This window comes from Citrobacter sp. Cb028 (assembly GCF_030336705.1).
Lineage (GTDB): Bacteria > Pseudomonadota > Gammaproteobacteria > Enterobacterales > Enterobacteriaceae > Citrobacter > Citrobacter braakii.
This window is the reverse complement of sequence record NZ_JAOWCZ010000030.1, coordinates 88,875-110,174: the sequence shown is the minus strand read 5'-3', so window position 1 is coordinate 110,174 and position 21,300 is coordinate 88,875. Positions and strand designations below refer to the sequence as shown.

Sequence of the window (21,300 nt, the reverse complement as noted above, 5' to 3'; positions counted from 1 at the left end):
GTTTGTAATCCGTTGTTCCGTGTCAGTGGAGGCGCATTATAGGGAGTTATTTCAGGCTGACAAGGGGAAATTTAAAATAACTTTCCGAGTGCGTGTTTTTTCAGCAAAACCACCATTAACATGCCATAAAATAAGCAAATTGCCGCTTTTGCAGCCGCAATAACGCTTCCAGGTGGCATACTAATGAATAGGAAATAAAGTAAGGAAAACCATTCATGCCGTTAAATGCCCAACAGCTAGCCGCACAGAAAAACCTGTCCTACGTTCTGGCCGAAAAGCTGGCTCAGCGAATATTAAAAGGTGAATACGCACCGGGCGCTATATTGCCTGGCGAAATAGAGCTGGGCGATCAGTTTGGCGTGAGTCGTACCGCGGTAAGAGAAGCGGTAAAGACGTTAACGGCAAAAGGTATGGTATTACCGCGCCCGCGTATTGGTACACGCGTCATGCCGCAGGCAAACTGGAACTTCCTCGACCAGGAGCTGCTCACCTGGTGGATGACAGAAGATAATTTCTCTCAGGTCATTAAACATTTTCTGGTGATGCGTATCAGCCTGGAGCCTCAGGCGTGTTTACTAGCGGCGACTATAGGTACGGCAGAACAGAAAGCGCATCTCAACACGCTGATGGAAGAAATGGTCGAGCTGAAAAGAAACTTCAGACGCGAGCGTTGGATTGAGGTTGATATCGCCTGGCATGAACACATCTATGAAATGAGTGCGAACCCGTTCCTTATCTCCTTCGCATCACTCTTCCATTCCGTTTACCAGACCTACTTTACCTCTATTACCTATAACGACGTGGTCAAGCTGGATTTACACCAGGCCATTGTCGACGCAATAGATGAGAGCGATGGCGATCGCGCCTTCGCTGCCTGTCAGGCATTGCTGATAGCACCGAACGTGCTACCGGATAAATAATATGTCAGAAAAGAAATCACGCAGTATGGCCGGGCTACCGTGGATAGCAGCCATGGCCTTTTTTATGCAGGCACTAGACGCCACGATCCTAAATACCGCCTTACCCGCAATAGCACACAGCCTTAACCGCTCTCCGCTCGCCATGCAGTCGGCCATTATCAGCTACACCCTGACGGTCGCGATGCTGATCCCGGTGAGTGGATGGCTGGCAGACAGGTTCGGTACCCGGCGCGTCTTTATGATAGCTGTTAGCCTGTTTACGCTGGGTTCGCTGGCCTGTGCGCTGTCCAGCACCCTAAGCGAACTGGTGATTTTCCGCGTCATTCAGGGCATTGGCGGCGCCATGATGATGCCCGTTGCCCGTCTGGCATTATTACGTGCTTACCCCCGCAGCGAACTGCTTCCGGTGCTTAACTTCGTAACCATGCCTGGACTTGTGGGGCCGATTTTAGGTCCGGTATTGGGCGGTGTACTGGTCACGTGGGCCAGTTGGCACTGGATCTTCCTGATTAATATTCCAATTGGGGTTGCCGGTATCTTCTATGCCCGCAAATATATGCCGAACTTCACCACGCCGCGCCGCGGTTTTGATATGACCGGTTTCTTTCTGTTTGGTTTGAGCCTGGTGTTGTTTTCCAGCGGGGTAGAGCTGTTCGGTGAGAAGCTTGTCGAGACCTGGATAGCGCTCAGCATTATTCTTGCCAGCATTCTGTTACTGCTCGCCTACATTCGCCACGCGCGTCGTCACCCAACGCCGCTAATATCGCTTCCTATATTTAAGACCCGAACTTTTTCCGTCGGGATCGCCGGAAACCTTGCCACTCGTCTGGGTACAGGGTGCGTGCCCTTCTTAATGCCGCTAATGTTGCAGGTAGGCTTTGGATACCCGGCGCTGATAGCCGGTTGCATGATGGCGCCAACGGCGCTGGGATCAATACTGGCGAAATCAATGGTGACGCAGGTGCTGCGCCGGCTCGGCTACAGAACCACACTGGTGGGTGTTACGGTATTTATCGGCCTGATGATTGCGCAGTTCGCATTGCAATCTCCCGCCATGCCGGTCTGGATGTTGATCCTGCCGTTGTTCATTTTGGGTATGGCGATGTCCACCCAGTTTACCTCCATGAATACCATCACTCTGGCGGACCTGACCGATGAAAACGCCAGCAGCGGCAACAGTGTGCTGGCCGTTACTCAGCAGTTATCAATCAGTTTAGGGGTCGCCATCAGCGCTGCCGTTCTGCGTATCTATGAAGGTATGGAAGGAACCAATACGGTCGAGCAGTTCCACTACACCTTTATGACGATGGGCGCTATCACGGTAGTGTCTGCGCTGATGTTCATGCTGCTAAAAGCAAAAGATGGACGTAATCTGATTAAAGAGCGACATAATCCTAAACCGACCCCCGCTCCATCAAAACAGGAGTAAGTTGCAGGCGCTGTTGCTGTAATGCGGGCTGCGCCATCCGGTGGATTAATACATCGATGGCCAGTTCGCCCAGTTCATCTTTTGGTTGATGGATGGTCGTCAGCGGCGGCGTCATATAGCGCGCTAGCTCGATATCATCATAACCCACCACCGCCATATCCTGCGGAATGCGCAATCCCGATTGGTACAGAGCCTGATACGCGCCAACCGCCATGGCATCATTGCCGGTAAAAACGGCCTGCGGTCGCTGTTTATGCGACAGCAACGTTTGCATTGCTTCAAAGCCGCCGCCGAACTCAAAGTCACCGGTAATCTCGTAACCTTCCGGGACCGGCAACCCCGCCCGCTTCATTGCCGCCCGATATCCTTCCAGACGTAAACGCGCTGGAGTTTTATCCAGCGGCCCGGTGATGCAGGCAATGCGCGTAAAACCTTTTTCGATAAGATGTTGAGTGGCTAAATCCCCGCCCAACAGGGAGTTATCCTGGATCAGATCGCTTTCACCATCAAAAGGCGACCAGTCCATCATGACGGTCGGTATAGAAGGATAGCGTTGCATGATCTCCCTGGAAGGTTGATGAGTTTCCGTGCAGAGCAGCAGCAAGCCGTCCACCCGTTTTTGCATTAACGTTTCCAGATTACGGTTCATGCGCTGTTCATCACCTTCGGTATTGCACAGCACCAGACTGTAGCCGCGTTCAAAACAACTACGTTCAACGCCGCGCACCAGCTCGGAATAAAAGGGGTTGGTACTGGCAGTGATTAACATGCCAATAGTGTGGGTCTGGTTTAACTTGAGACTACGCGCCAGCGCTGAGGGCGCGTAGTTAAGCTCTTTAATCGCCGCTTCAACTTTGTCAGTGACAGACTCACTGACAAAGCGATCTTTATTAATGACGTGAGAAACCGTCGACGTGGAAACCCCCGCCAGGCGGGCGACGTCCTTCATTGTAGCCAAGCGTTACCTCTGTTGACTTAAAAAAGCTTCTATTTCTTCGCGCCATGGAACGGAAGGCTGTGCGCCCTTACGGGTGACCGCAATAGCCGCAGCGGCATGTGCAAATCGGATAGCTTCAGGCAGCGGAGTATCTTCCAGTAACGCTGTAATTAACGCGCCGTTAAAGGTATCCCCAGCGGCGATGGTATCAACGGCGTCCACTTTAAACCCAGGCACACGCTGACCTTCACCATTTACGCTGGCCCACACCCCGCGACTGCCTAAGGTAATCAGTACAGTATGGATCCCCTTCGCGTGCAATGCCTGCGCAGCTTTGGCCGCGTCTTCATCGTTTTCAACCCGGATTCCCGTGAGCTTTTCAGCCTCGGTTTCATTCGGGGTAATAATATCCACCAGCGCCAGCAGTTCGTCAGAAAGTTCACGTGCCGGGGCCGGGTTAAGGGCTACCGTGGTTTTATTTTGATGTGCAATCTTTGCCGCAGCCAGTACGCTTTCGATCGGCGACTCTAACTGCATCAGTAAGGCAGACGCCTGGGCAATACGCTCATGCTGAGCTTCCACCAGCGCAGGCGAAAGTGCCGCGTTCGCACCAGCATGAATGCCGATGACGTTCTCACCTTCACCATTCACAAAAATCAACGCCACACCGGTCGATTCCCCCGAAATTACGCTAATCGGCGCAATATCGATATTATCTTTGGCTAACTGTTTACGAACACTTTCGCCAATATCATCATCACCCGTACAGGCAATAAATGCGATATTCGCGCCACTACGCCCCGCAGCAACAGCCTGATTCGCGCCTTTACCACCAAATGCAACCTGATAATGGTTACCGGTTACGGTTTCACCAGGTGTCGGGAAAGAGTTAAGGTTGAGGATGTGATCGGCATTGATACTGCCAAGAACAACGAGGTTGCCTGCGGTTTTCATATTTGGTGTTCCAAGTCAAAGTGCGCCACCGGATTAGGGTGGCGCGTGCCCTGCTTTTCTTTTTACGCTTTCATCCCCAAAACCCGATACGGGGATGGCGTCTTTATGTCTCCATCAGGCCGCGAGCGACCTGAATCGGTATTACTGCTTGATGACCAGCTTCAGGTCAACCGGATATTTAGCCTGAACCTTCTCGCCTTTCAGGACTTTATCCGCAGTCTCAACGCCTTTCGCGCCGATCTGATCCGGCAACTGAGCAATGGTCGCAGCCAGTTTGCCATCATTTACTGCTTTTTCGCCATCTGGAGTACCGTCAAATCCAACCACCATCACATCAGATTTACCCGCAGTTTGCAGTGCGCGCAGCGCACCCAACGCCATTTCATCGTTCTGGGCAAATACGGCCTGCACGTCAGGATGCGCAGTCAGCAGGTTCTGCATGACGTTCAGACCTTTGGTGCGGTCGAAGTCGGCCGGCTGGCTGGCCAGTACGTTAAATTTGTGTGCCGCAACAGCCTGCTGGAAACCTTCGCCACGCTCACGCGCCGCTGAAGTACCGGCAATACCCTGCAGTTCGATAACCTTCGCGCCTTCACCCGCTTTCTTCGCGATGTAATCGCCCGCAATCTTACCGCCCAGCACGTTATCAGATGCAATATGGCTTACTACTTCGCCTTTGGACGCAACGCGGTCAAGGGTGATAACCGGAATTTTCGCCTGGTTAGCCATCTTCACAGCGTTACCAACAGCATCGGAGTCCGTCGGGTTAATCAGCAGAATTTTAGTTCCACGAACCGTTAAATCCTGAACGTTAGCCAGCTCTTTCGCCGGGTTGTTCTGTGAGTCCAGAATCACCAGGTTGTAGCCCAGCTTATCGGCCTCTTTTTGCGCCCCATCCTTCAAAGAAACAAAGAACGGGTTGTTGAGGGTGGAGACCACCAGCGCAATGGTATCTTTCGCCATCGCATTCGCGCTCACGGTGGCGCTCAGCGCAACAGCAGAAACCAGGGTAGCCAGTTTTTTCATGTTCATATTTAAGATGTCCTGTAATCGTTGTTACTGCTTTTTGTTGTCTACCAGTACCGCCAGCAAAATCACCACCGCTTTGACGATCATCTGGTAATAGGAGGATACACCTAACAAATTCAAACCATTATTGAGGAAACCAAGAATCAATGCGCCGATCAGCGTCCCAACAATACGTCCTTTACCACCCGCCAGGCTGGTACCACCTAACACCACCGCGGCGATAGCATCCAGCTCATAGCCAGTACCTGCCGTCGGTTGCGCAGAGGAGAGGCGCGCTACTTCAATGATGCCCGCCAGCGATGCCAGTAGACCACACAGGGAGTAAACGATAATTTTGATTTTACTTACGCTGATACCGGACAGGCGCGTTGCCGCTTCGTTACCGCCCAGCGCATAGATATAACGACCCAGACGAGTGTGGTGCAGCATGTACCACGCCGCGAGGAAGACAATCCCCATAATCCACACAGGCGTAGGGACGCCTAACGGACGACCAATACCAAACCAGCCAAACAGATCGGCATTGTCAGTAAACCCGGTATTAACCGGACTGCCGTTGGTGTATACCATGGTCACACCACGCAGCAGCAGCATCATCACCAGGGTCGCGATAAACGCCTGTACCCGGCCTTTCGCGACAATCACCCCGGTTACCGCGCCAATAGCAGCACCGAGCGCCAGAGCCGCAGCGACAGCCACCAGCGCATTGACTTCAATCCCTACAATGGAAGCCGCAACCGCACCGGTAAGCGCCAGCAAAGAACCGACAGACAGATCGATCCCCGACGTCAGGATAACCAGCGTCATGCCAACGGCCATGATGGCGTTCACCGACGTTTGCTGGAGAATGTTGAACAGGTTATTAACGGTAAAAAAGTTAGGGCTCATGGTGGAAACAATCGCGATCAGCACTAACAGAGCGATGAGCGACTTTTGCTCCAGAAGCCATGCTTTAGTGAAATAACGGCGACCAGAAACAGCCTGGGTAGTCATCTTTTTTACTCCTGATTCACGCGATTAAGCTTGCCCACAGCGGCAGCCATTAATACTTCCTGAGTGGCCTGCTCGCGAGTGAACTCACCGCCGAGATGCCCTTCATGCATAACGATAATTCGATCGCTCATGCCCAATACTTCTGGCATCTCAGAGGAGACCAGAATGATGCTCAGCCCATCGGCCTTAAACTGGTTGATAAGCTGATAGATTTCTTTCTTAGCCCCAACGTCAACGCCGCGCGTTGGTTCATCGAGGATCAGGACTTTTGGTCGGGTCATCAGACCGCGCGCAATCGCCACTTTCTGCTGATTACCGCCAGAAAGCAGGCCGATAGCCTGTTCCATCGATGGCGTTTTAACATTGAACAGACGAATAAAATCACCTACCGCCTGCTGCTCGTCTTTATGTTTAAGGCTTCCACCAGCGCGACTGAAATAACGCAGCGCGGTTAGTGACATGTTCTCTTTCACCGACATGCCCAGCACTAAACCATCGCGTTTACGGTCTTCAGAAATATAGACGATGCCGTTAGCCAACCCATCCTGCGGCGAACGGGTGACCACTTCATGGCCATCAAGCGTGACGTAACCGCTGGTGCGCGGCAATGCGCCGTACAACACTTTCATCAGCTCGGTACGTCCGGCACCCATCAGCCCCGATACGCCAAGGATCTCGCCTTTACGTAGCGTGAATGAAACATCGTTTACGCCAGGGCCGCACAGGTTATCGACCTTCAGGCGAATATCACCCGGCGCTTTTTCCAGGCGCGGGTATTGATCTTCCAGCTTACGTCCCACCATCATTTCAATCAGCGAGTCTTCGGTCAGCGAGGCGACTTCACGCTCGGCAATAAACTGCCCGTCGCGAAAAACGGTCACGTCGTCACAAATCTCGAAGATCTCTTTCATGCGGTGAGAAATATAGACAATGCCGCGTCCCTGGGATTTCAGTTCGCGAATGACGCGGAACAGGGATTCGGTTTCGGTATCGGTGAGCGCATCCGTCGGTTCATCCATAATGATGACCTTCGATTCAAAGCTCAGCACTTTGGCAATTTCAACCATCTGCTGATCGCCAATCGACAGTTCACCGACCAGTCTGTCGCTTTTAAAGCGCAGATTCAGTTTGGCAAGCAGCAGATCGGCTTCGGCGTACATCTTCTTCCAGTCAATTTTGCCAAAGCGATTAACGAACTCACGGCCAAGAAAAATGTTCTCGGCGATAGTGAGTTGCGGGATCAAATTCAGCTCCTGGTGGATGATACCGATTCCGGCTTCCTGGGAGGATTTAGGGCCGTTAAAGGTGGTCTCTTTTCCCAACCACAATAAAGAACCGGCATCACGGGTATAGATCCCGGTCAGCACTTTCATCATGGTGGATTTGCCCGCGCCGTTTTCGCCCACCAGCGCCATTACGCGGCCTGGGTAGACATTCAGCGCGGCGCCGGATAGCGCTTTTACGCCCGGGAACGCTTTATCGATCCCTTTGAGTTGCAGTAATGCGTTCATGATGGCCTCAGAACGTGACGCCAGCACAGAGAATGATATTCGCATACGGAGAACACTCTCCGCTGCGAATTACCGCCTGACTGTCTGCGGTTTGTTTTTTGAATTGTTCATGCGTGGTGTAACGAATTTCTATGGTGTTTCCCTGGTGTTGTTGCAGTTGCTCAATGTGGCTGAGCAACGTTTCGTGGAGTTGCGGATTATGTTGTTTAATTTCCGTCGCGAGAATGGCCGCCTCGACCTGCATTTCACGTGTCACCACATCCAGTACCTGCATAAAAGAAGGTACGCCCTGGGTTAATGCCATATCGATACGCGTTGTGCTATTCGGGATGGGTAAACCTGCATCACACACCACCAGCGTATCGGTATGCCCCAGACGGGAGATCACCGATGAAATTTCAGAGTTGAGTACCGTGCCTTTCTTCATTTTCTTTCCCCACTAGCGAAACGTTTCGCTGAAGATAAGTGTAGAGCGAAGAGTGGAGATAAAACCACCGCAAAGTTACGAAAATGTGATCGCCATCGAAACGTTTCGCAAGAATTATCATTCGATAAAATGAAAACTGGGAGGGACAAAACAAAACGCCCCCTTTCGCGATGAAAGAGGGCGTCGATGAGATTAAATCTCGACCTGAGTACCGAGCTCAATAACCCGGTTCGGTGGGATTTCAAACTGGTCCGGGGCGCGCAGCGCATTGCGTTGTAGTAACAGATACAGCTTGCCGCGCAGACGCAGATACCATGGTCGTTTGCCAACAATCAACGACTCATGCGACATGAAGAACGAGGTTTCCATCATCCGACAGCTTAAGCCTTCCAGACCGCAGCGATGGAACACTTCTTCAACGTTCGGCGTTTCGCGCCAACCGTAGCTGGCCACCACGCGCCAGAAGGTGGGCGATAACTGCTCAATCTGCACCCTACGCACATTGTGAACATATGGCGCATCTTCCGTGCGCAGCGTCAGCAGAATAACGCGTTCATGCAGGACCTTGTTATGTTTGAGGTTATGCAGTAGCGCAAACGGGATGACGTTCAATGCACGAGACATGTACACCGCCGTTCCCGGCACGCGTACCGGTGGTGATTTCTCCAGAGAGGCAATCATCGCCTCCAGAGAGTTGCCGTGCTCATGCATGCGACGCAGCAGACGGAAACGCTCGCTTTTCCAGGTGGTCATGATGGTGAACATCACCAGACCCAGCGTCAGAGGCAGCCAACCGCCGGAAATCAGTTTATCGAGGTTCGCGGAGAACAGCGGAACATCGACGCACAAGAACGCCACCAGGATCAGGAAGACGAAGTATTTATTCCAGTGCCAGTTTTTGCGCGCCACGGTGGTCGACAGAATTGAGGTCAGCACCATTGTCCCCGTCACCGCAATCCCGTACGCCGCAGCCAGATTGCTGGAGTGTTCAAAGCTCACAATCACAATCACCACTGCAAAATAGAGCATCCAGTTAACGAAAGGAATGTAGATCTGGCCCGATTCCATTTCCGAGGTATGGATGATACGCATCGGCGATAAATACCCCAGACGCACGGCCTGACGCGTCAGTGAGAAGACGCCGGAGATAACCGCCTGTGAAGCGATAACCGTTGCCAGCGCGGCGAGGATCAGGAGCGGTATCAACGCCCAGTCCGGCGCCAGCAGGAAGAACGGGTTTTTAATCGCTTCAGGATGCTTTAACAGCAACGCCCCCTGACCAAAATAGTTCAGTACCAGCGAAGGCAATACCACGGAGAACCATGCCAGGCGAATCGGCAACTTACCGAAGTGGCCCATATCCGCATACAGCGCTTCAACACCGGTAATCGACAACACCACCGCACCCAGCGCAATAAAGGACAACGTTTTGAATTCGAGGAAGAAATGCACCGCCCAATACGGATTGAGCGCCTGCAGCACTTCCGGATTGCCAATAATACTGCGCACGCCTAACACCGCCAGCGTCAGGAACCACAACAGCATAATCGGCGCAAACAGCTTACCGACCATGCCGGTACCGTGTTTTTGAATCAAAAACAGCAGGGTCAGTACGATTATCGAGAGCGGAACAATCCAGGTATCCAGTTGCGGGGCAATGATCTCCAGACCTTCAATCGCCGACATCACCGAGATAGCAGGCGTTATCACCACTTCTCCATAGAAGAAGCTGCCGCCAATCAACCCCATAATCACCAGCATGGAGGTTGTTCGTGCTGAAGTATTACGCCCGGCCAATGACATCAGCGTCAGGATCCCGCCTTCTCCGGCGTTATCCGCGCGCATGACAAACGTCAGGTATTTAATGGAGACAACAAAGATCAGCAGCCAGAAAATCAGCGAGAGAAAGCCAAATACGGCGTCACGTTCAACGCCAAAACCAAACTGGCCGGACAAACATTCACGAAGCGTATAAAGTGGGCTGGTACCAATATCACCGTAGACAACCCCAATGGCTGCAAGGGTAATCGCAGACAATGATTGTTTATTATCAGTGCTCATAGACTCGTCTTTCGTTTATACACATCATCTTTCAAGCCACCTCCGCGTGGGCTGCATTCGTTATTCCCCCCATCCCAGAAGAAAACTCCATTGCCGCCTTGGTGCAGCTTGATTGATTTGGTGTATATATAAGAAATGTGTGCGTCGTCCCTTGGCCCACAAAAAGGCGCACAGTATGCACGATTAATCGCAAAATCGTACCCCTAAATGAGACCAGATTAATCTGGCTCAAAGAAAAATAAGCGCACCTTCAGTCTATTACTGCACTGGTGTGAAGCATCTATACTCGCTGTTTATGCAGTACATTTGGCGAAAGGACGCCACTTCATTATGGCTCACCCACATTTATTAGCGGAAAGAATTTCCCGTCTGAGCAATGCGCTGGAAAAGGGACTTTATGAACGTAGCCACGCCATTCGTCTGTGTCTGCTGGCTGCGCTTAGCGGCGAGAGCGTTTTCTTATTAGGTCCTCCCGGGATCGCGAAAAGCTTAATTGCCCGCAGACTGAAATTTGCCTTTCAAAATGCTCGCGCCTTCGAATATCTGATGACGCGCTTCTCTACGCCGGAAGAGGTTTTCGGCCCGCTGTCCATTCAGGCGTTAAAAGACGAAGGTCGCTATGAACGCTTAACGGCAGGCTATCTCCCTGAAGCTGAAATCGTCTTTCTCGATGAAATCTGGAAGGCGGGACCGGCGATTCTTAACACCCTGCTGACCGCCATCAACGAACGCCACTTCCGCAACGGCGCGCATGAAGAGAAAATCCCGATGCGCCTGCTGGTGGCAGCCTCCAACGAACTGCCTGAAGCAGACAGCAGCCTGGAAGCGCTGTACGACCGTATGCTGATTCGTCTGTGGCTGGATAAAGTCCAGGACAAGGCCAACTTCCGCTCGATGCTGTTAAGTCAGCAGGATGAAAGCGACAATCCGGTCCCGGCATCGTTACAGGTGACGGATGAAGAGTATTACCAGTGGCAAAAGGACATTGGCGCCATCACGCTTCCCGATCGCGTGTTTGAGCTTATTTTCATGTTGCGCCAGCAGCTGGACACGCTACCGAATGCCCCCTACGTGTCCGATCGTCGCTGGAAAAAAGCCATTCGTTTACTCCAGGCCAGCGCCTTCTTTAGCGGACGTGATGCGGTAGTTCCCATCGACCTGATCCTGCTGAAAGATTGCCTGTGGTACGACGCACAAAGCCTGAATCTAATGCAGCAGCAGCTGGAAATATTGATGACCGGACACGCATGGCAACAGCAAGCCATGCTGACCCGTCTGGGCAGTATTGTGCAGCGCCGCATTCAGCTCCAGCAGCAGCAAAGCGATAAAACAGCATTCACCGTGATCCGTCAGGGCGGCATGTTCAGCCGTCGTCCTCATTATGATTTACCGCCGGAGGCCACGTCTTCCGTCGTGACATTACTACTGCAAAAGCCCTTAAAGCTGCATGATATGGAAGTAATCCATATTGCTTTCGAACGTAGCGCGCTGGAACTGTGGTTAACCAAAGGTGGTGAGATCCGCGGAAAATTAAACGGCATCGGTTTTGCCCAGACGCTGAACATGGAAGTGGATAGCGCGCAGCACCTGGTTGTACGCGACGTCAGCTTACAAGGCTCTCGCCTGGCATTGCCCGGAACATCACAAGAGAGTATGCCCGCTGAAATAAAACAGGAGCTTGAAGCGCTCGATAATGAGTGGCATCAGCAGCACAGCGCATTTAGCGAGCAGCAAAAATGTCTGTTTATTCATAGCGACTGGTTAGGCCGCATTGAGGCCAGTCTGCAGGATGTCGGGGCACAAATCCGCCAGGCGCAACAATGCTGACCCTTGATACGCTCAACATCATGCTGGCAGTCAGTGAAGAAGCGATGATCGAAGAGATGATCGTCGCCCTGCTGGCTTCTCCAAAGATGGTGGTATTTTTTAACAAATTCCCTCGCCTTAAAAAAGCGATCACTGACGATATTCCCCGCTGGCGTGAATCTTTGCGTAGCCGCCTCAAAGATACCCATGTACCGCCGGAGTTAGCGGAAGAGGTTATATGCTATCAACAAAGCCAGCTCCTCTCTCATGCGCAGTTTATCGTCCAGCTACCGCAAATATTGTCGCTATTGCACCACCTCCATTCGCCATGGGCCGGACAAGCGCAGCAACTGGTCAATGACAACAGCGCGTTTACGCCTGCCCTACATACGCTTTTTCTCCAGCGCTGGCGCCTGAGCCTGGTGGTGCAAACCACAACGCTGAATCAGCAACTGCTGGAAGAAGAGCGCGAGCATTTGCTCAGTGAAGTACAGGAACGGATGACCCTCAGCGGGCAACTGGAACCCGTACTGGCAGAAAATGACAACGCAGCAGGCCGGTTGTGGGATATGAGCGCAGGTCAAATCAAGCGCGGTGATTATCAGTTGATGGTGAAATATGGCGAATTCCTGACGCAACAACCTGAACTCCAGCGTCTGGCTGAGCAGTTAGGCCGTTCCAGAGAAGCGAAATCCGTACCGCGTAAAGATGCGCCAATGGAAACCTTCCGCACCCTGGTGCGCGAACCGGCAACCGTCCCGGAGCAAGTAGATGGCATCCAGCAAAGCGACGATATCCTGCGCCTGCTGCCGCCGGAACTGGCCACGCTGGGCATTACCGAACTGGAATACGAGTTCTACCGACGACTGGTGGAAAAGCAGCTGTTGACCTATCGCCTGCACGGCGAAGCATGGCGTGAGAAAGTCACGGAACGCCCCGTGGTGCATCAGGATTTTGACGAGCAACCGCGCGGACCTTTTATCGTCTGCGTTGATACTTCGGGATCGATGGGCGGCTTTAATGAGCAGTGTGCGAAAGCCTTTTGCCTGGCGCTAATGCGCGTCGCCCTTGCCGATAACCGACGCTGTTTCATCATGCTGTTTTCAACAGAAGTAGTGCGCTATGAGCTATCCGGCCCGGAGGGCATCGAACAGGCGATCCGTTTTTTAAGTCAGCGCTTTCGCGGCGGTACCGATATTGCCAGCTGTTTTCGCGCCATTACTGAGCGCATGCAGGGTCGGGAATGGTTTGATGCTGATGCGGTGGTGATCTCAGATTTTATCGCTCAGCGATTGCCCGATGAGGTTGTCAGCAAAGTGGGGGAATTACAGCGGGTGCACCAACACCGTTTTCACGCGGTGGCGATGTCAGCACATGGTAAACCCGGCATCATGCGCATTTTCGATCATATCTGGCGCTTTGATACCGGGATGCGAAGCCGCCTGCTCAGACGCTGGCGGCGTTAATTCTTACAACAGAGAGGCGACGCTTTCACGTACCTGTGCCGGCCATACGCCACACTGAACCTGACCAATGTGTGGTAATTGCAGCAACAGCATGGTCAGACGCGACTGCCCAATTCCTCCACCAATCGTCTGTGGCATTTCACCGCGCAGCAGCGCCTGGTGCCATTCCAGACTCAGACGATCTTCATCTCCGGTCAGAGACAGCTGATGTTTCAGAGCGTCAGCATCCACACGGATCCCCATAGAAGACAGCTCAAACGCATCCTCCAGTACCGGGTTCCAGACCAAAATATCACCGTTCAGACCGGCGTGACCCAGCTCGGACGCTGAACTCCAGTCATCATAATCCGGCGCACGTACATCATGGCGGTGACCGTCGCTGAGCTTGCCGCCGATCCCCACTAGGAATACCGCGCCCAACTCTTTAGCAATCGCACGTTCACGACCTTTTGCGTCAAGACCAGGATAACGAGATAACAGTTCCTGGCTATGAACAAAGTGAATCTGCTCTGGCAGGAACGGTGCCAGACCAAACTCTTTGCTCACCGCAGCTTCGGTAGCCTTAATTCCCGCCCAGATAGCCTCTACCGTGCTTTTCAGAGTGGAGAATTGACGCTCGCCGTCGCCCATCACGCGCTCCCAGTCCCACTGGTCAACATACACTGAGTGCAGCGGGGAAAGGCGATCTTCATCGGGACGCAGGGCCTTCATATGCGTGTACAGCCCTTCGCCTGCGCTAAAGTCGTGTTGTCCTAATGTTTGACGCTTCCACTTCGCCAGTGAATGAACCACTTCGAATTGAGCGTCTGGCAATGCTTTAACCTTCACCTGCACCGCTTTTTCACAGCCCGACAAGTTATCTTGCGTGCCATCTCCTACGCGGCTGAGGATCGGAGCCTGAACTTCGATCAGACCTAAACGCTCTTCCAGCTGACGAGAAAAATGAGATTTTACGAAGCTAATTTGACGTTGTTTGGCAATGTAAGCGGTTTTCATTATGTGTACTCCTGTGTCCTGTTGCCTATGATTAAGCAACAGAATGTAGGTAATATTCAATAATCAACAAACAAAAAGCCGTCTTCGATTTTGATTCGTTAAAATTAACGTCTAAAATAGAGGGAATCATTAATCTACATAAGAAAAACCTATGGAAAATTATCAGATCGACAATCTGGACCGCGGCATTCTTGACGCCCTGATGGAAAATGCCCGAACGGCCTATGCCGAATTGGCCAAACAGTTCGGCGTTAGCCCGGGGACAATTCACGTTCGCGTAGAGAAGATGAAGCAGGCCGGGATTATTACCGGCGCACGGATTGATGTTAGTCCCAAACAGTTGGGCTATGACGTCGGCTGCTTTATCGGCATCATCCTGAAAAGTGCGAAAGACTATCCGTCAGCGTTGGCCAGACTGGAAAGCCTCGATGAGGTGACCGAAGCGTATTACACCACCGGGCACTACAGCATCTTTATAAAGGTGATGTGCAAGTCGATCGACGCGTTACAGCAGGTACTTATCAACAAGATCCAAACAATTGATGAAATTCAGTCCACGGAGACCCTGATCGTCCTGCAAAACCCGATCATGCGTACCATCAAGCCATGATCGCTTTTTTTAATCCCCTATTTTTCCACAGGTAGATCCCAGCTCGCTCACAGCGTACAATACGCCCTCTTTATAAAGGTGGGCGATCATGGCAGAAATCACTCTTATCAGCGGCAGCACGCTTGGCAGTGCGGAATATGTAGCAGAGCATCTGGCTGAAAAACTGGACGACGCGGGTTTTTCCAGCGAAATACTGCATGGGCCAATGCTTGAAGAGGTCCCGACTGATGGGATCTGGCTGATTATTAGCTCCACGCACGGTGCGGGAGACATTCCTGACAACCTGCAGCCTTTATATGATGCCTTATGCGAGCAAAAACCGGACTTTTCACAAGTGCATTTTGGTGCAATCGGGATCGGCAGTCGTGAATATGACACCTTTTGCGGCGCAATCGACAAGCTGGAAGCCGAACTGAAAGCCTGCGGGGCAAAACAGATCGGCGAAACGCTCAGGATCAACGTACTGGAACATGAAATTCCGGAAGATCCGGCTGAAATTTGGCTGGGATCCTGGCATCCATTGCTCAGAGATTTGTAAAGATCGTACTTTTTTATGTGGATAACTCTGGTTAAAAGCTTGGATCAACCGGTAGTTATCCCAAGAACAACCGTTGTTCAGTTTTTGAGTTGTGTATAACCTTTCATTCTGCTCCCAGCTTATACGGGCCAGGATCACCGATCATTCACAGCTAATGATCCTCAACAACCTGTTGATCTTATTCAAAGGATCGCCCTTATCCACAGAAAGTTGCGATCCTAATAAGAGATCACAATAAAACAGATCTCTAAATAAAAAGATCTTCTTTTTAATACCCAGGATCCCAGGGCTTTCTCGATCGACTAAAGTTGAGTAGAATCCACGGCCCGGGCTTCAATCCACTTTCACACCGCGTTATGCGAGGCAATTACCATGTTTTATCAGGATCCTTTTGACGTCATCATCATTGGCGGGGGTCATGCAGGCACCGAGGCCGCAATGGCCGCGGCGCGAATGGGTCAACAGACTCTGCTTTTGACACACAATATCGACACACTGGGACAGATGAGTTGCAACCCGGCGATCGGCGGTATTGGGAAGGGACACCTGGTAAAAGAAGTGGATGCGCTTGGTGGGTTGATGGCAAAAGCGATCGACCATGCAGGTATTCAGTTTAGGATACTAAACGCCAGCAAAGGGCCAGCCGTTCGTGCTACCCGAGCTCAGGCCGACCGCGTGCTCTATCGCCAGGCTGTACGCACCGCACTCGAGAATCAACCCAATCTGATGATCTTCCAACAGGCGGTTGAAGATCTGATTGTTGAAAACGATCGTGTTGTGGGTGCAGTGACCCAAATGGGACTGAAGTTCCGTGCCAAAGCGGTTGTATTAACCGTAGGGACTTTTCTTGACGGCAAAATTCATATTGGTCTGGACAACTACAGCGGCGGCCGTGCTGGCGATCCGCCGTCTATCCCGCTGTCACGCCGTCTGCGTGAACTGCCTTTGCGCGTCAGCCGCCTGAAAACCGGTACGCCGCCGCGTATCGATGCACGCACTATTGATTTCAGCGTGCTCGGCCAGCAAAACAGCGATAACCCGATGCCGGTCTTCTCATTCCTGGGCGATGCTTCTCAACATCCGCGTCAGATGCCGTGTTACATCACGCATACCAATGAGAGAACCCATGACGTGATCCGCAATAACCTCGATCGTAGCCCGATGTACGCAGGCGTGATCGAAGGTATCGGTCCGCGCTACTGCCCGTCGATCGAAGACAAAGTGATGCGCTTTGCCGATCGTAATCAGCATCAGATCTTCCTCGAACCGGAAGGACTGACGTCTAATGAAATTTATCCGAATGGTATCTCCACCAGCTTGCCGTTCGATGTGCAGATGCAAATTGTCCGCTCCATGCAGGGAATGGAAAATGCCAGAATCGTCCGTCCTGGCTACGCGATTGAGTATGATTTCTTCGATCCGCGCGACCTGAAACCCACTCTGGAAAGTAAATTCATCCAGGGTCTGTTCTTTGCGGGCCAGATTAACGGTACTACCGGTTACGAAGAAGCTGCCGCGCAAGGGATGCTGGCGGGTCTGAACGCCGCACGCTTGTCTGCTGAGAAAGACGGTTGGGCACCGCGTCGCGATCAGGCTTATCTTGGTGTACTGGTGGACGATCTGTGTACGCTTGGCACCAAAGAACCGTATCGCATGTTCACCTCACGCGCAGAATACCGTTTGATGCTGCGCGAAGATAACGCCGACCTGCGTCTGACCGAAATTGGGCGTGAACTGGGTCTGGTGGACGACGAGCGCTGGGCTCGTTTCAACGAGAAGCTAGAGCGTATCGAACAGGAACGTCAGCGTCTTAAATCAACCTGGGTAAATCCGTTAGCGGAATCTGCAGCAGAAGTGAATGCTCACCTGGCTACGCCTTTGTCTCGTGAAGCCAGCGGTGAAGATCTCCTGCGCCGCCCGGATATGACCTATGCTCAATTGACCTCTTTATCTGCTTTCGCACCAGCGCTCGACGATGCTCAGGCCGCGGAACAGGTTGAGATTCAGGTGAAATACGAAGGGTATATCGCCCGTCAGCAGGAAGAAATCGAAAGACAACAGCGTAATGAGAACACCCTGTTGCCTGCAACGCTGGATTATCGTCAGGTCTCAGGCTTGTCGAATGAAGTTATCGCCAAGCTGAACGATCACAAACCGGTATCGATCGGCCAGGCATCGCGTATTTCTGGCGTAACGCCTGCCGCCATTTCCATTCTGCTGGTATGGCTGAAGAAACAAGGTATGCTGCGCCGCAGCGCTTGATAACACTATTTTGGCGGCGGGCGCTTCGCCTGCCCGCCCTACAAATTTGTAGTCCCGATAAGCTATAGCGCATCGGGAAATTGATTATGAACAGGTAACGACCGTGCTCAACAAACTCTCTCGTCTGCTGGCTGATGCTGGTATTTCTCTTACCGATCACCAGAAAAATCAGCTGATTGCGTATGTCGATATGCTGCACAAATGGAACAAAGCGTACAACTTGACGTCGGTACGGGATCCCAACGAAATGCTGGTGCGCCATATTCTGGACAGTATTGTCGTCGCGCCGTATCTGAAGGGGGAGCGTTTTATTGACGTGGGTACGGGACCGGGCCTGCCGGGTATTCCTCTCTCTATCGTGCGCCCAGAAGCGCATTTCACACTGCTGGATAGTCTGGGAAAACGCGTCCGTTTCTTGCGTCAGGTGCAGCATGAGCTTGCGCTTACTAACATCACTCCTGTGCAAAGTCGCGTTGAAGAATTCCCTTCAGAGCCGCCGTTCGATGGGGTCATTAGCCGTGCGTTCGCGTCACTTACTGATATGGTGAGTTGGTGCCATCATTTGCCTGGCATGGATGGGCGTTTTTATGCGCTAAAAGGGCAGTTGCCAGAAGACGAAATTGCTTCGTTGCCTGCAGAATTCAGCGTCGAGTCGGTCGAAAAATTACGCGTTCCGCAACTGGATGGTGAACGTCATCTGGTGGTTATTAAGCCAAACAAAATTTAATTTTTATCAAAAAAAATAGAAAAAAAACGGCTATTCAGGTGTTAAAAGTCATAGGGAATAGTGTGGTTAAATGTCGTTACAATTCACTAGCGCCTTACGGTTTTGCATCATAACTATAACGTACCGTTTTTTGTTAAAAGCGAAACAAGTCAGCTGTGAAAATATCAGTCTGCTAAAAATAGAACGTAAGAACCACTCGTTATGTTAATTTTTTATTATAAATGTCAATGCGTGGTTTTTTTGTTGTTAGCTGTTGTTTTTGAAAAAGTGGCTATTTTTACGCTTAAATATCAAAAAGATGAAAAGGCATCATTTGCCACGTAAATAAATTATGCGAAGGTGAATATGTTCAATATGTGATCTGGTGCACGCTTTGCCGCCAGTATTTACGCGGCATTTGCAGTTTTGCATGATCGTTCACAGTTTGCTTAAAAGTGATAAATGTGGGGTAGCGAAAAATATTTAAACATTTATTCACTTTTTAGCTACTTATTGTTTGAAATCACGAAGGCGCACCGTATAATTTGACCGCTTTTTGATGCTTGACTCTAAGCCATAAAGAACGTTTTATACGACACGCGGCATACCTCGAAGGGAGCAGGAGTAAAAACGTGATGTCTATGTCGCTCTTGAGTCGAAACGTTGCTCGTAAGCTTTTGCTCACACAGTTTCTGGCGGTAATAGCAAGTGGATTGCTGTTTAGCCTCAAAGACCCTTTCTGGGGCATCTCCGCATTGTGCGGTGGATTGGCAGTGTTACTGCCTAATGTGTTGTTTATGATATTTGCCTGGCGTCACCAGGCGCATACACCAGCTAAAGGCCGAGTAGCCTGGACGTTCGCCTTCGGCGAAGCCTTCAAGGTGTTAGCTATGCTGGTTTTGCTGGTGGTGGCGTTGGCTGTTTTGAAAGCGGTATTCATGCCGCTGATCGTTACGTGGGTTTTGGTGCTGGTGGTTCAGATACTGGCGCCGGCTGTAATTAACAACAAAGGGTAAAGGCATCATGGCTTCAGAAAATATGACGCCGCAGGATTACATAGGACACCATCTGAATAACCTTCAGTTGGACCTACGTACATTCTCGCTGGTGGATCCGCACAACCCCCCAGCCACCTTCTGGACGCTCAATATTGACTCCATTTTCTTCTCGGTGGTTCTGGGTCTGTTGTTCCTGCTTATGTTCCGTAGCGTAGCTAAAAAGGCGACCAGCGGCGTACCAGGTAAATTTCAGACCGCGATTGAGCTGGTAATCGGCTTTGTGCATGGTAGCGTGAAAGACATGTACCATGGCAAAAGCAAGCTGATTGCTCCGCTGGCCCTGACGATTTTCGTCTGGGTATTCCTGATGAACTTGATGGATTTACTGCCTATCGACCTGCTGCCGTACATCGGTGAGCATATCTTTGGCCTGCCGGCTCTGCGTGTGGTTCCGTCTGCTGACGTAAACATCACCCTGTCGATGGCGCTGGGCGTATTTATCCTTATTCTGTTCTACAGCATCAAAATGAAAGGCATCGGCGGCTTCGCGAAAGAGTTGACGCTGCAGCCGTTCAATCACTGGGCGTTCATCCCTGTCAACTTAATCCTTGAAGGGGTAAGCCTGCTGTCCAAACCAATTTCTCTTGGTCTGCGACTGTTCGGCAACATGTATGCCGGTGAGCTGATTTTCATTCTGATTGCTGGTCTGTTGCCGTGGTGGTCACAGTGGATCCTGAATGTGCCATGGGCCATTTTCCACATACTGATTATCACGCTGCAAGCCTTCATATTTATGGTTCTGACGATTGTCTATCTGTCGATGGCATCTGAAGAGCATTAATTTACCAACACTACTACGTTTTAACTGAAACAAACTGGAGACTGTCATGGAAAACCTGAATATGGATCTGCTGTACATTGCTGCCGCTGTGATGATGGGTCTGGCGGCAATCGGTGCTGCGATCGGTATCGGCATCCTCGGGGGTAAATTCCTGGAAGGCGCAGCGCGTCAACCGGATCTGATTCCTCTGCTGCGTACTCAGTTCTTTATCGTTATGGGTCTGGTGGATGCAATCCCAATGATCGCTGTAGGTCTGGGTCTGTACGTGATGTTTGCTGTCGCGTAGTAAGCGTTGCTTGAATTAAGAGCAATATCAGAACGTTAACTAGATAGAGGCATTGTGCTGTGAATCTTAACGCAACAATCCTCGGCCAGGCCATCGCGTTTGTCCTGTTCGTTCTGTTCTGCATGAAGTACGTATGGCCGCCTTTAATGGCTGCCATCGAAAAACGTCAAAAAGAAATTGCTGACGGCCTTGCTTCTGCAGAACGAGCACATAAGGATCTTGACCTTGCAAAGGCCAGCGCGACCGACCAGCTGAAAAAAGCGAAGGCGGAAGCTCAGGTAATCATTGAGCAGGCGAACAAACGCCGTGCTCAGATCCTGGACGAAGCTAAAACTGAAGCAGAGCAGGAACGTACTAAAATCGTGGCACAGGCGCAGGCGGAAATTGACGCCGAGCGTAAACGTGCTCGCGAAGAGCTGCGTAAGCAAGTTGCTATCCTGGCTGTTGCTGGCGCCGAGAAGATCATCGAACGTTCCGTGGATGAAGCTGCTAATAGCGACATCGTGGACAAACTTGTCGCTGAACTGTAA

Annotated in this window: 20 protein-coding genes; 12 read left to right on the top strand and 8 right to left on the bottom strand. The window is 51.4% G+C overall.

The window, feature by feature from the left end:
• Positions 1–215: 215 nt before the first annotated feature.
• Positions 216–920 carry a FadR/GntR family transcriptional regulator gene (locus tag OGV75_RS07530; protein WP_016157828.1) on the top strand — a complete coding sequence of 235 codons (705 nt, stop codon included), beginning with the start codon at positions 216–218 and terminating at the stop codon, positions 918–920.
• 1 nt (position 921) lies between these two features.
• Positions 922–2,349 carry a multidrug transporter subunit MdtD gene (mdtD, locus tag OGV75_RS07525; RefSeq protein WP_047358449.1) on the top strand — a complete coding sequence of 476 codons (1,428 nt, stop codon included), beginning with the start codon at positions 922–924 and terminating at the stop codon, positions 2,347–2,349.
• Here mdtD and rbsR read toward each other — a convergent pair.
• The 7 genes from rbsR to kup all read right to left on the bottom strand — a co-directional run bounded on the left by rbsR (position 2,315) and on the right by kup (position 10,261).
• Positions 2,315–3,307: a ribose operon transcriptional repressor RbsR gene (gene rbsR / locus OGV75_RS07520; RefSeq protein ID WP_016155093.1), complete on the bottom strand. Its 993-nt coding sequence runs from the start codon at positions 3,305–3,307 to the stop codon at positions 2,315–2,317. The genes mdtD and rbsR overlap by 35 nt on opposite strands.
• A 3-nt stretch (positions 3,308–3,310) precedes the next feature.
• Positions 3,311–4,240, bottom strand: coding sequence for a ribokinase (gene rbsK / locus OGV75_RS07515; RefSeq protein WP_181598714.1), 930 nt, complete (start codon positions 4,238–4,240; stop codon positions 3,311–3,313).
• 141 nt (positions 4,241–4,381) lie between these two features.
• Positions 4,382–5,272: a ribose ABC transporter substrate-binding protein RbsB gene (gene rbsB / locus OGV75_RS07510; protein WP_003023760.1), complete on the bottom strand. Its 891-nt coding sequence runs from the start codon at positions 5,270–5,272 to the stop codon at positions 4,382–4,384.
• 24 nt (positions 5,273–5,296) lie between these two features.
• On the bottom strand, positions 5,297–6,262 hold the full coding sequence (gene rbsC / locus OGV75_RS07505) for a ribose ABC transporter permease (RefSeq protein WP_003023762.1): 966 nt from the start codon (positions 6,260–6,262) through the stop codon (positions 5,297–5,299).
• Between the two features lie 5 nt (positions 6,263–6,267).
• Positions 6,268–7,773, bottom strand: coding sequence for a ribose ABC transporter ATP-binding protein RbsA (gene rbsA, locus OGV75_RS07500; RefSeq protein WP_003023764.1), 1,506 nt, complete (start codon positions 7,771–7,773; stop codon positions 6,268–6,270).
• A 7-nt stretch (positions 7,774–7,780) separates the two neighbouring features.
• Entirely contained in the window at positions 7,781–8,200 is a 420-nt protein-coding gene (gene rbsD, locus OGV75_RS07495) for a D-ribose pyranase (protein WP_016155090.1), read from the bottom strand.
• Between the two features lie 192 nt (positions 8,201–8,392).
• A complete protein-coding gene (gene kup, locus OGV75_RS07490; protein WP_003023768.1) occupies positions 8,393–10,261 on the bottom strand; it encodes a low affinity potassium transporter Kup in 1,869 nt (622 codons plus the stop codon).
• 330 nt (positions 10,262–10,591) lie between these two features.
• Between kup and ravA the strand changes: the two genes are divergently transcribed.
• Both ravA and viaA read left to right on the top strand, forming a co-directional pair.
• Positions 10,592–12,088, top strand: a complete 1,497-nt coding sequence (gene ravA / locus OGV75_RS07485) for an ATPase RavA (RefSeq protein WP_047358450.1) — start codon at positions 10,592–10,594, stop codon at positions 12,086–12,088.
• Positions 12,082–13,533 (top strand): ATPase RavA stimulator ViaA, encoded by a 1,452-nt coding sequence (gene viaA / locus OGV75_RS07480; protein ID WP_016155088.1) that lies wholly within the window; start codon positions 12,082–12,084, stop codon positions 13,531–13,533. The genes ravA and viaA overlap by 7 nt, the downstream gene beginning before the upstream one ends.
• 3 nt (positions 13,534–13,536) lie before the next feature.
• Here the strand turns inward: viaA and asnA are convergent, their stop codons facing one another.
• A complete protein-coding gene (gene asnA, locus OGV75_RS07475) occupies positions 13,537–14,529 on the bottom strand; it encodes an aspartate--ammonia ligase (RefSeq protein WP_016155087.1) in 993 nt (330 codons plus the stop codon).
• 151 nt (positions 14,530–14,680) lie between these two features.
• On the opposite strand from asnA, the gene asnC reads away from it, so the two are divergent.
• The 8 genes from asnC (at position 14,681) to atpF (ending at position 21,300) form a co-directional block, all read left to right on the top strand.
• A complete protein-coding gene (asnC, locus tag OGV75_RS07470; RefSeq protein ID WP_003023780.1) occupies positions 14,681–15,139 on the top strand; it encodes a transcriptional regulator AsnC in 459 nt (152 codons plus the stop codon).
• A gap of 88 nt (positions 15,140–15,227) precedes the next feature.
• Positions 15,228–15,677 carry an FMN-binding protein MioC gene (gene mioC / locus OGV75_RS07465; RefSeq protein ID WP_185654888.1) on the top strand — a complete coding sequence of 150 codons (450 nt, stop codon included), beginning with the start codon at positions 15,228–15,230 and terminating at the stop codon, positions 15,675–15,677.
• 372 nt (positions 15,678–16,049) lie between these two features.
• On the top strand, positions 16,050–17,939 hold the full coding sequence (mnmG, locus tag OGV75_RS07460; RefSeq protein WP_016155085.1) for a tRNA uridine-5-carboxymethylaminomethyl(34) synthesis enzyme MnmG: 1,890 nt from the start codon (positions 16,050–16,052) through the stop codon (positions 17,937–17,939).
• 103 nt (positions 17,940–18,042) lie between these two features.
• Complete coding sequence (rsmG, locus tag OGV75_RS07455) at positions 18,043–18,666, top strand: 16S rRNA (guanine(527)-N(7))-methyltransferase RsmG (protein ID WP_047358453.1); 624 nt, start codon at positions 18,043–18,045, stop codon at positions 18,664–18,666.
• Between the two features lie 614 nt (positions 18,667–19,280).
• Complete coding sequence (gene atpI, locus OGV75_RS07450) at positions 19,281–19,661, top strand: F0F1 ATP synthase subunit I (RefSeq protein WP_003023790.1); 381 nt, start codon at positions 19,281–19,283, stop codon at positions 19,659–19,661.
• Between the two features lie 7 nt (positions 19,662–19,668).
• Positions 19,669–20,484, top strand: a complete 816-nt coding sequence (gene atpB / locus OGV75_RS07445) for a F0F1 ATP synthase subunit A (protein ID WP_003023792.1) — start codon at positions 19,669–19,671, stop codon at positions 20,482–20,484.
• A gap of 46 nt (positions 20,485–20,530) precedes the next feature.
• Positions 20,531–20,770: a F0F1 ATP synthase subunit C gene (gene atpE, locus OGV75_RS07440; protein ID WP_003023794.1), complete on the top strand. Its 240-nt coding sequence runs from the start codon at positions 20,531–20,533 to the stop codon at positions 20,768–20,770.
• A gap of 59 nt (positions 20,771–20,829) precedes the next feature.
• A complete protein-coding gene (atpF, locus tag OGV75_RS07435; RefSeq protein WP_003827022.1) occupies positions 20,830–21,300 on the top strand; it encodes a F0F1 ATP synthase subunit B in 471 nt (156 codons plus the stop codon).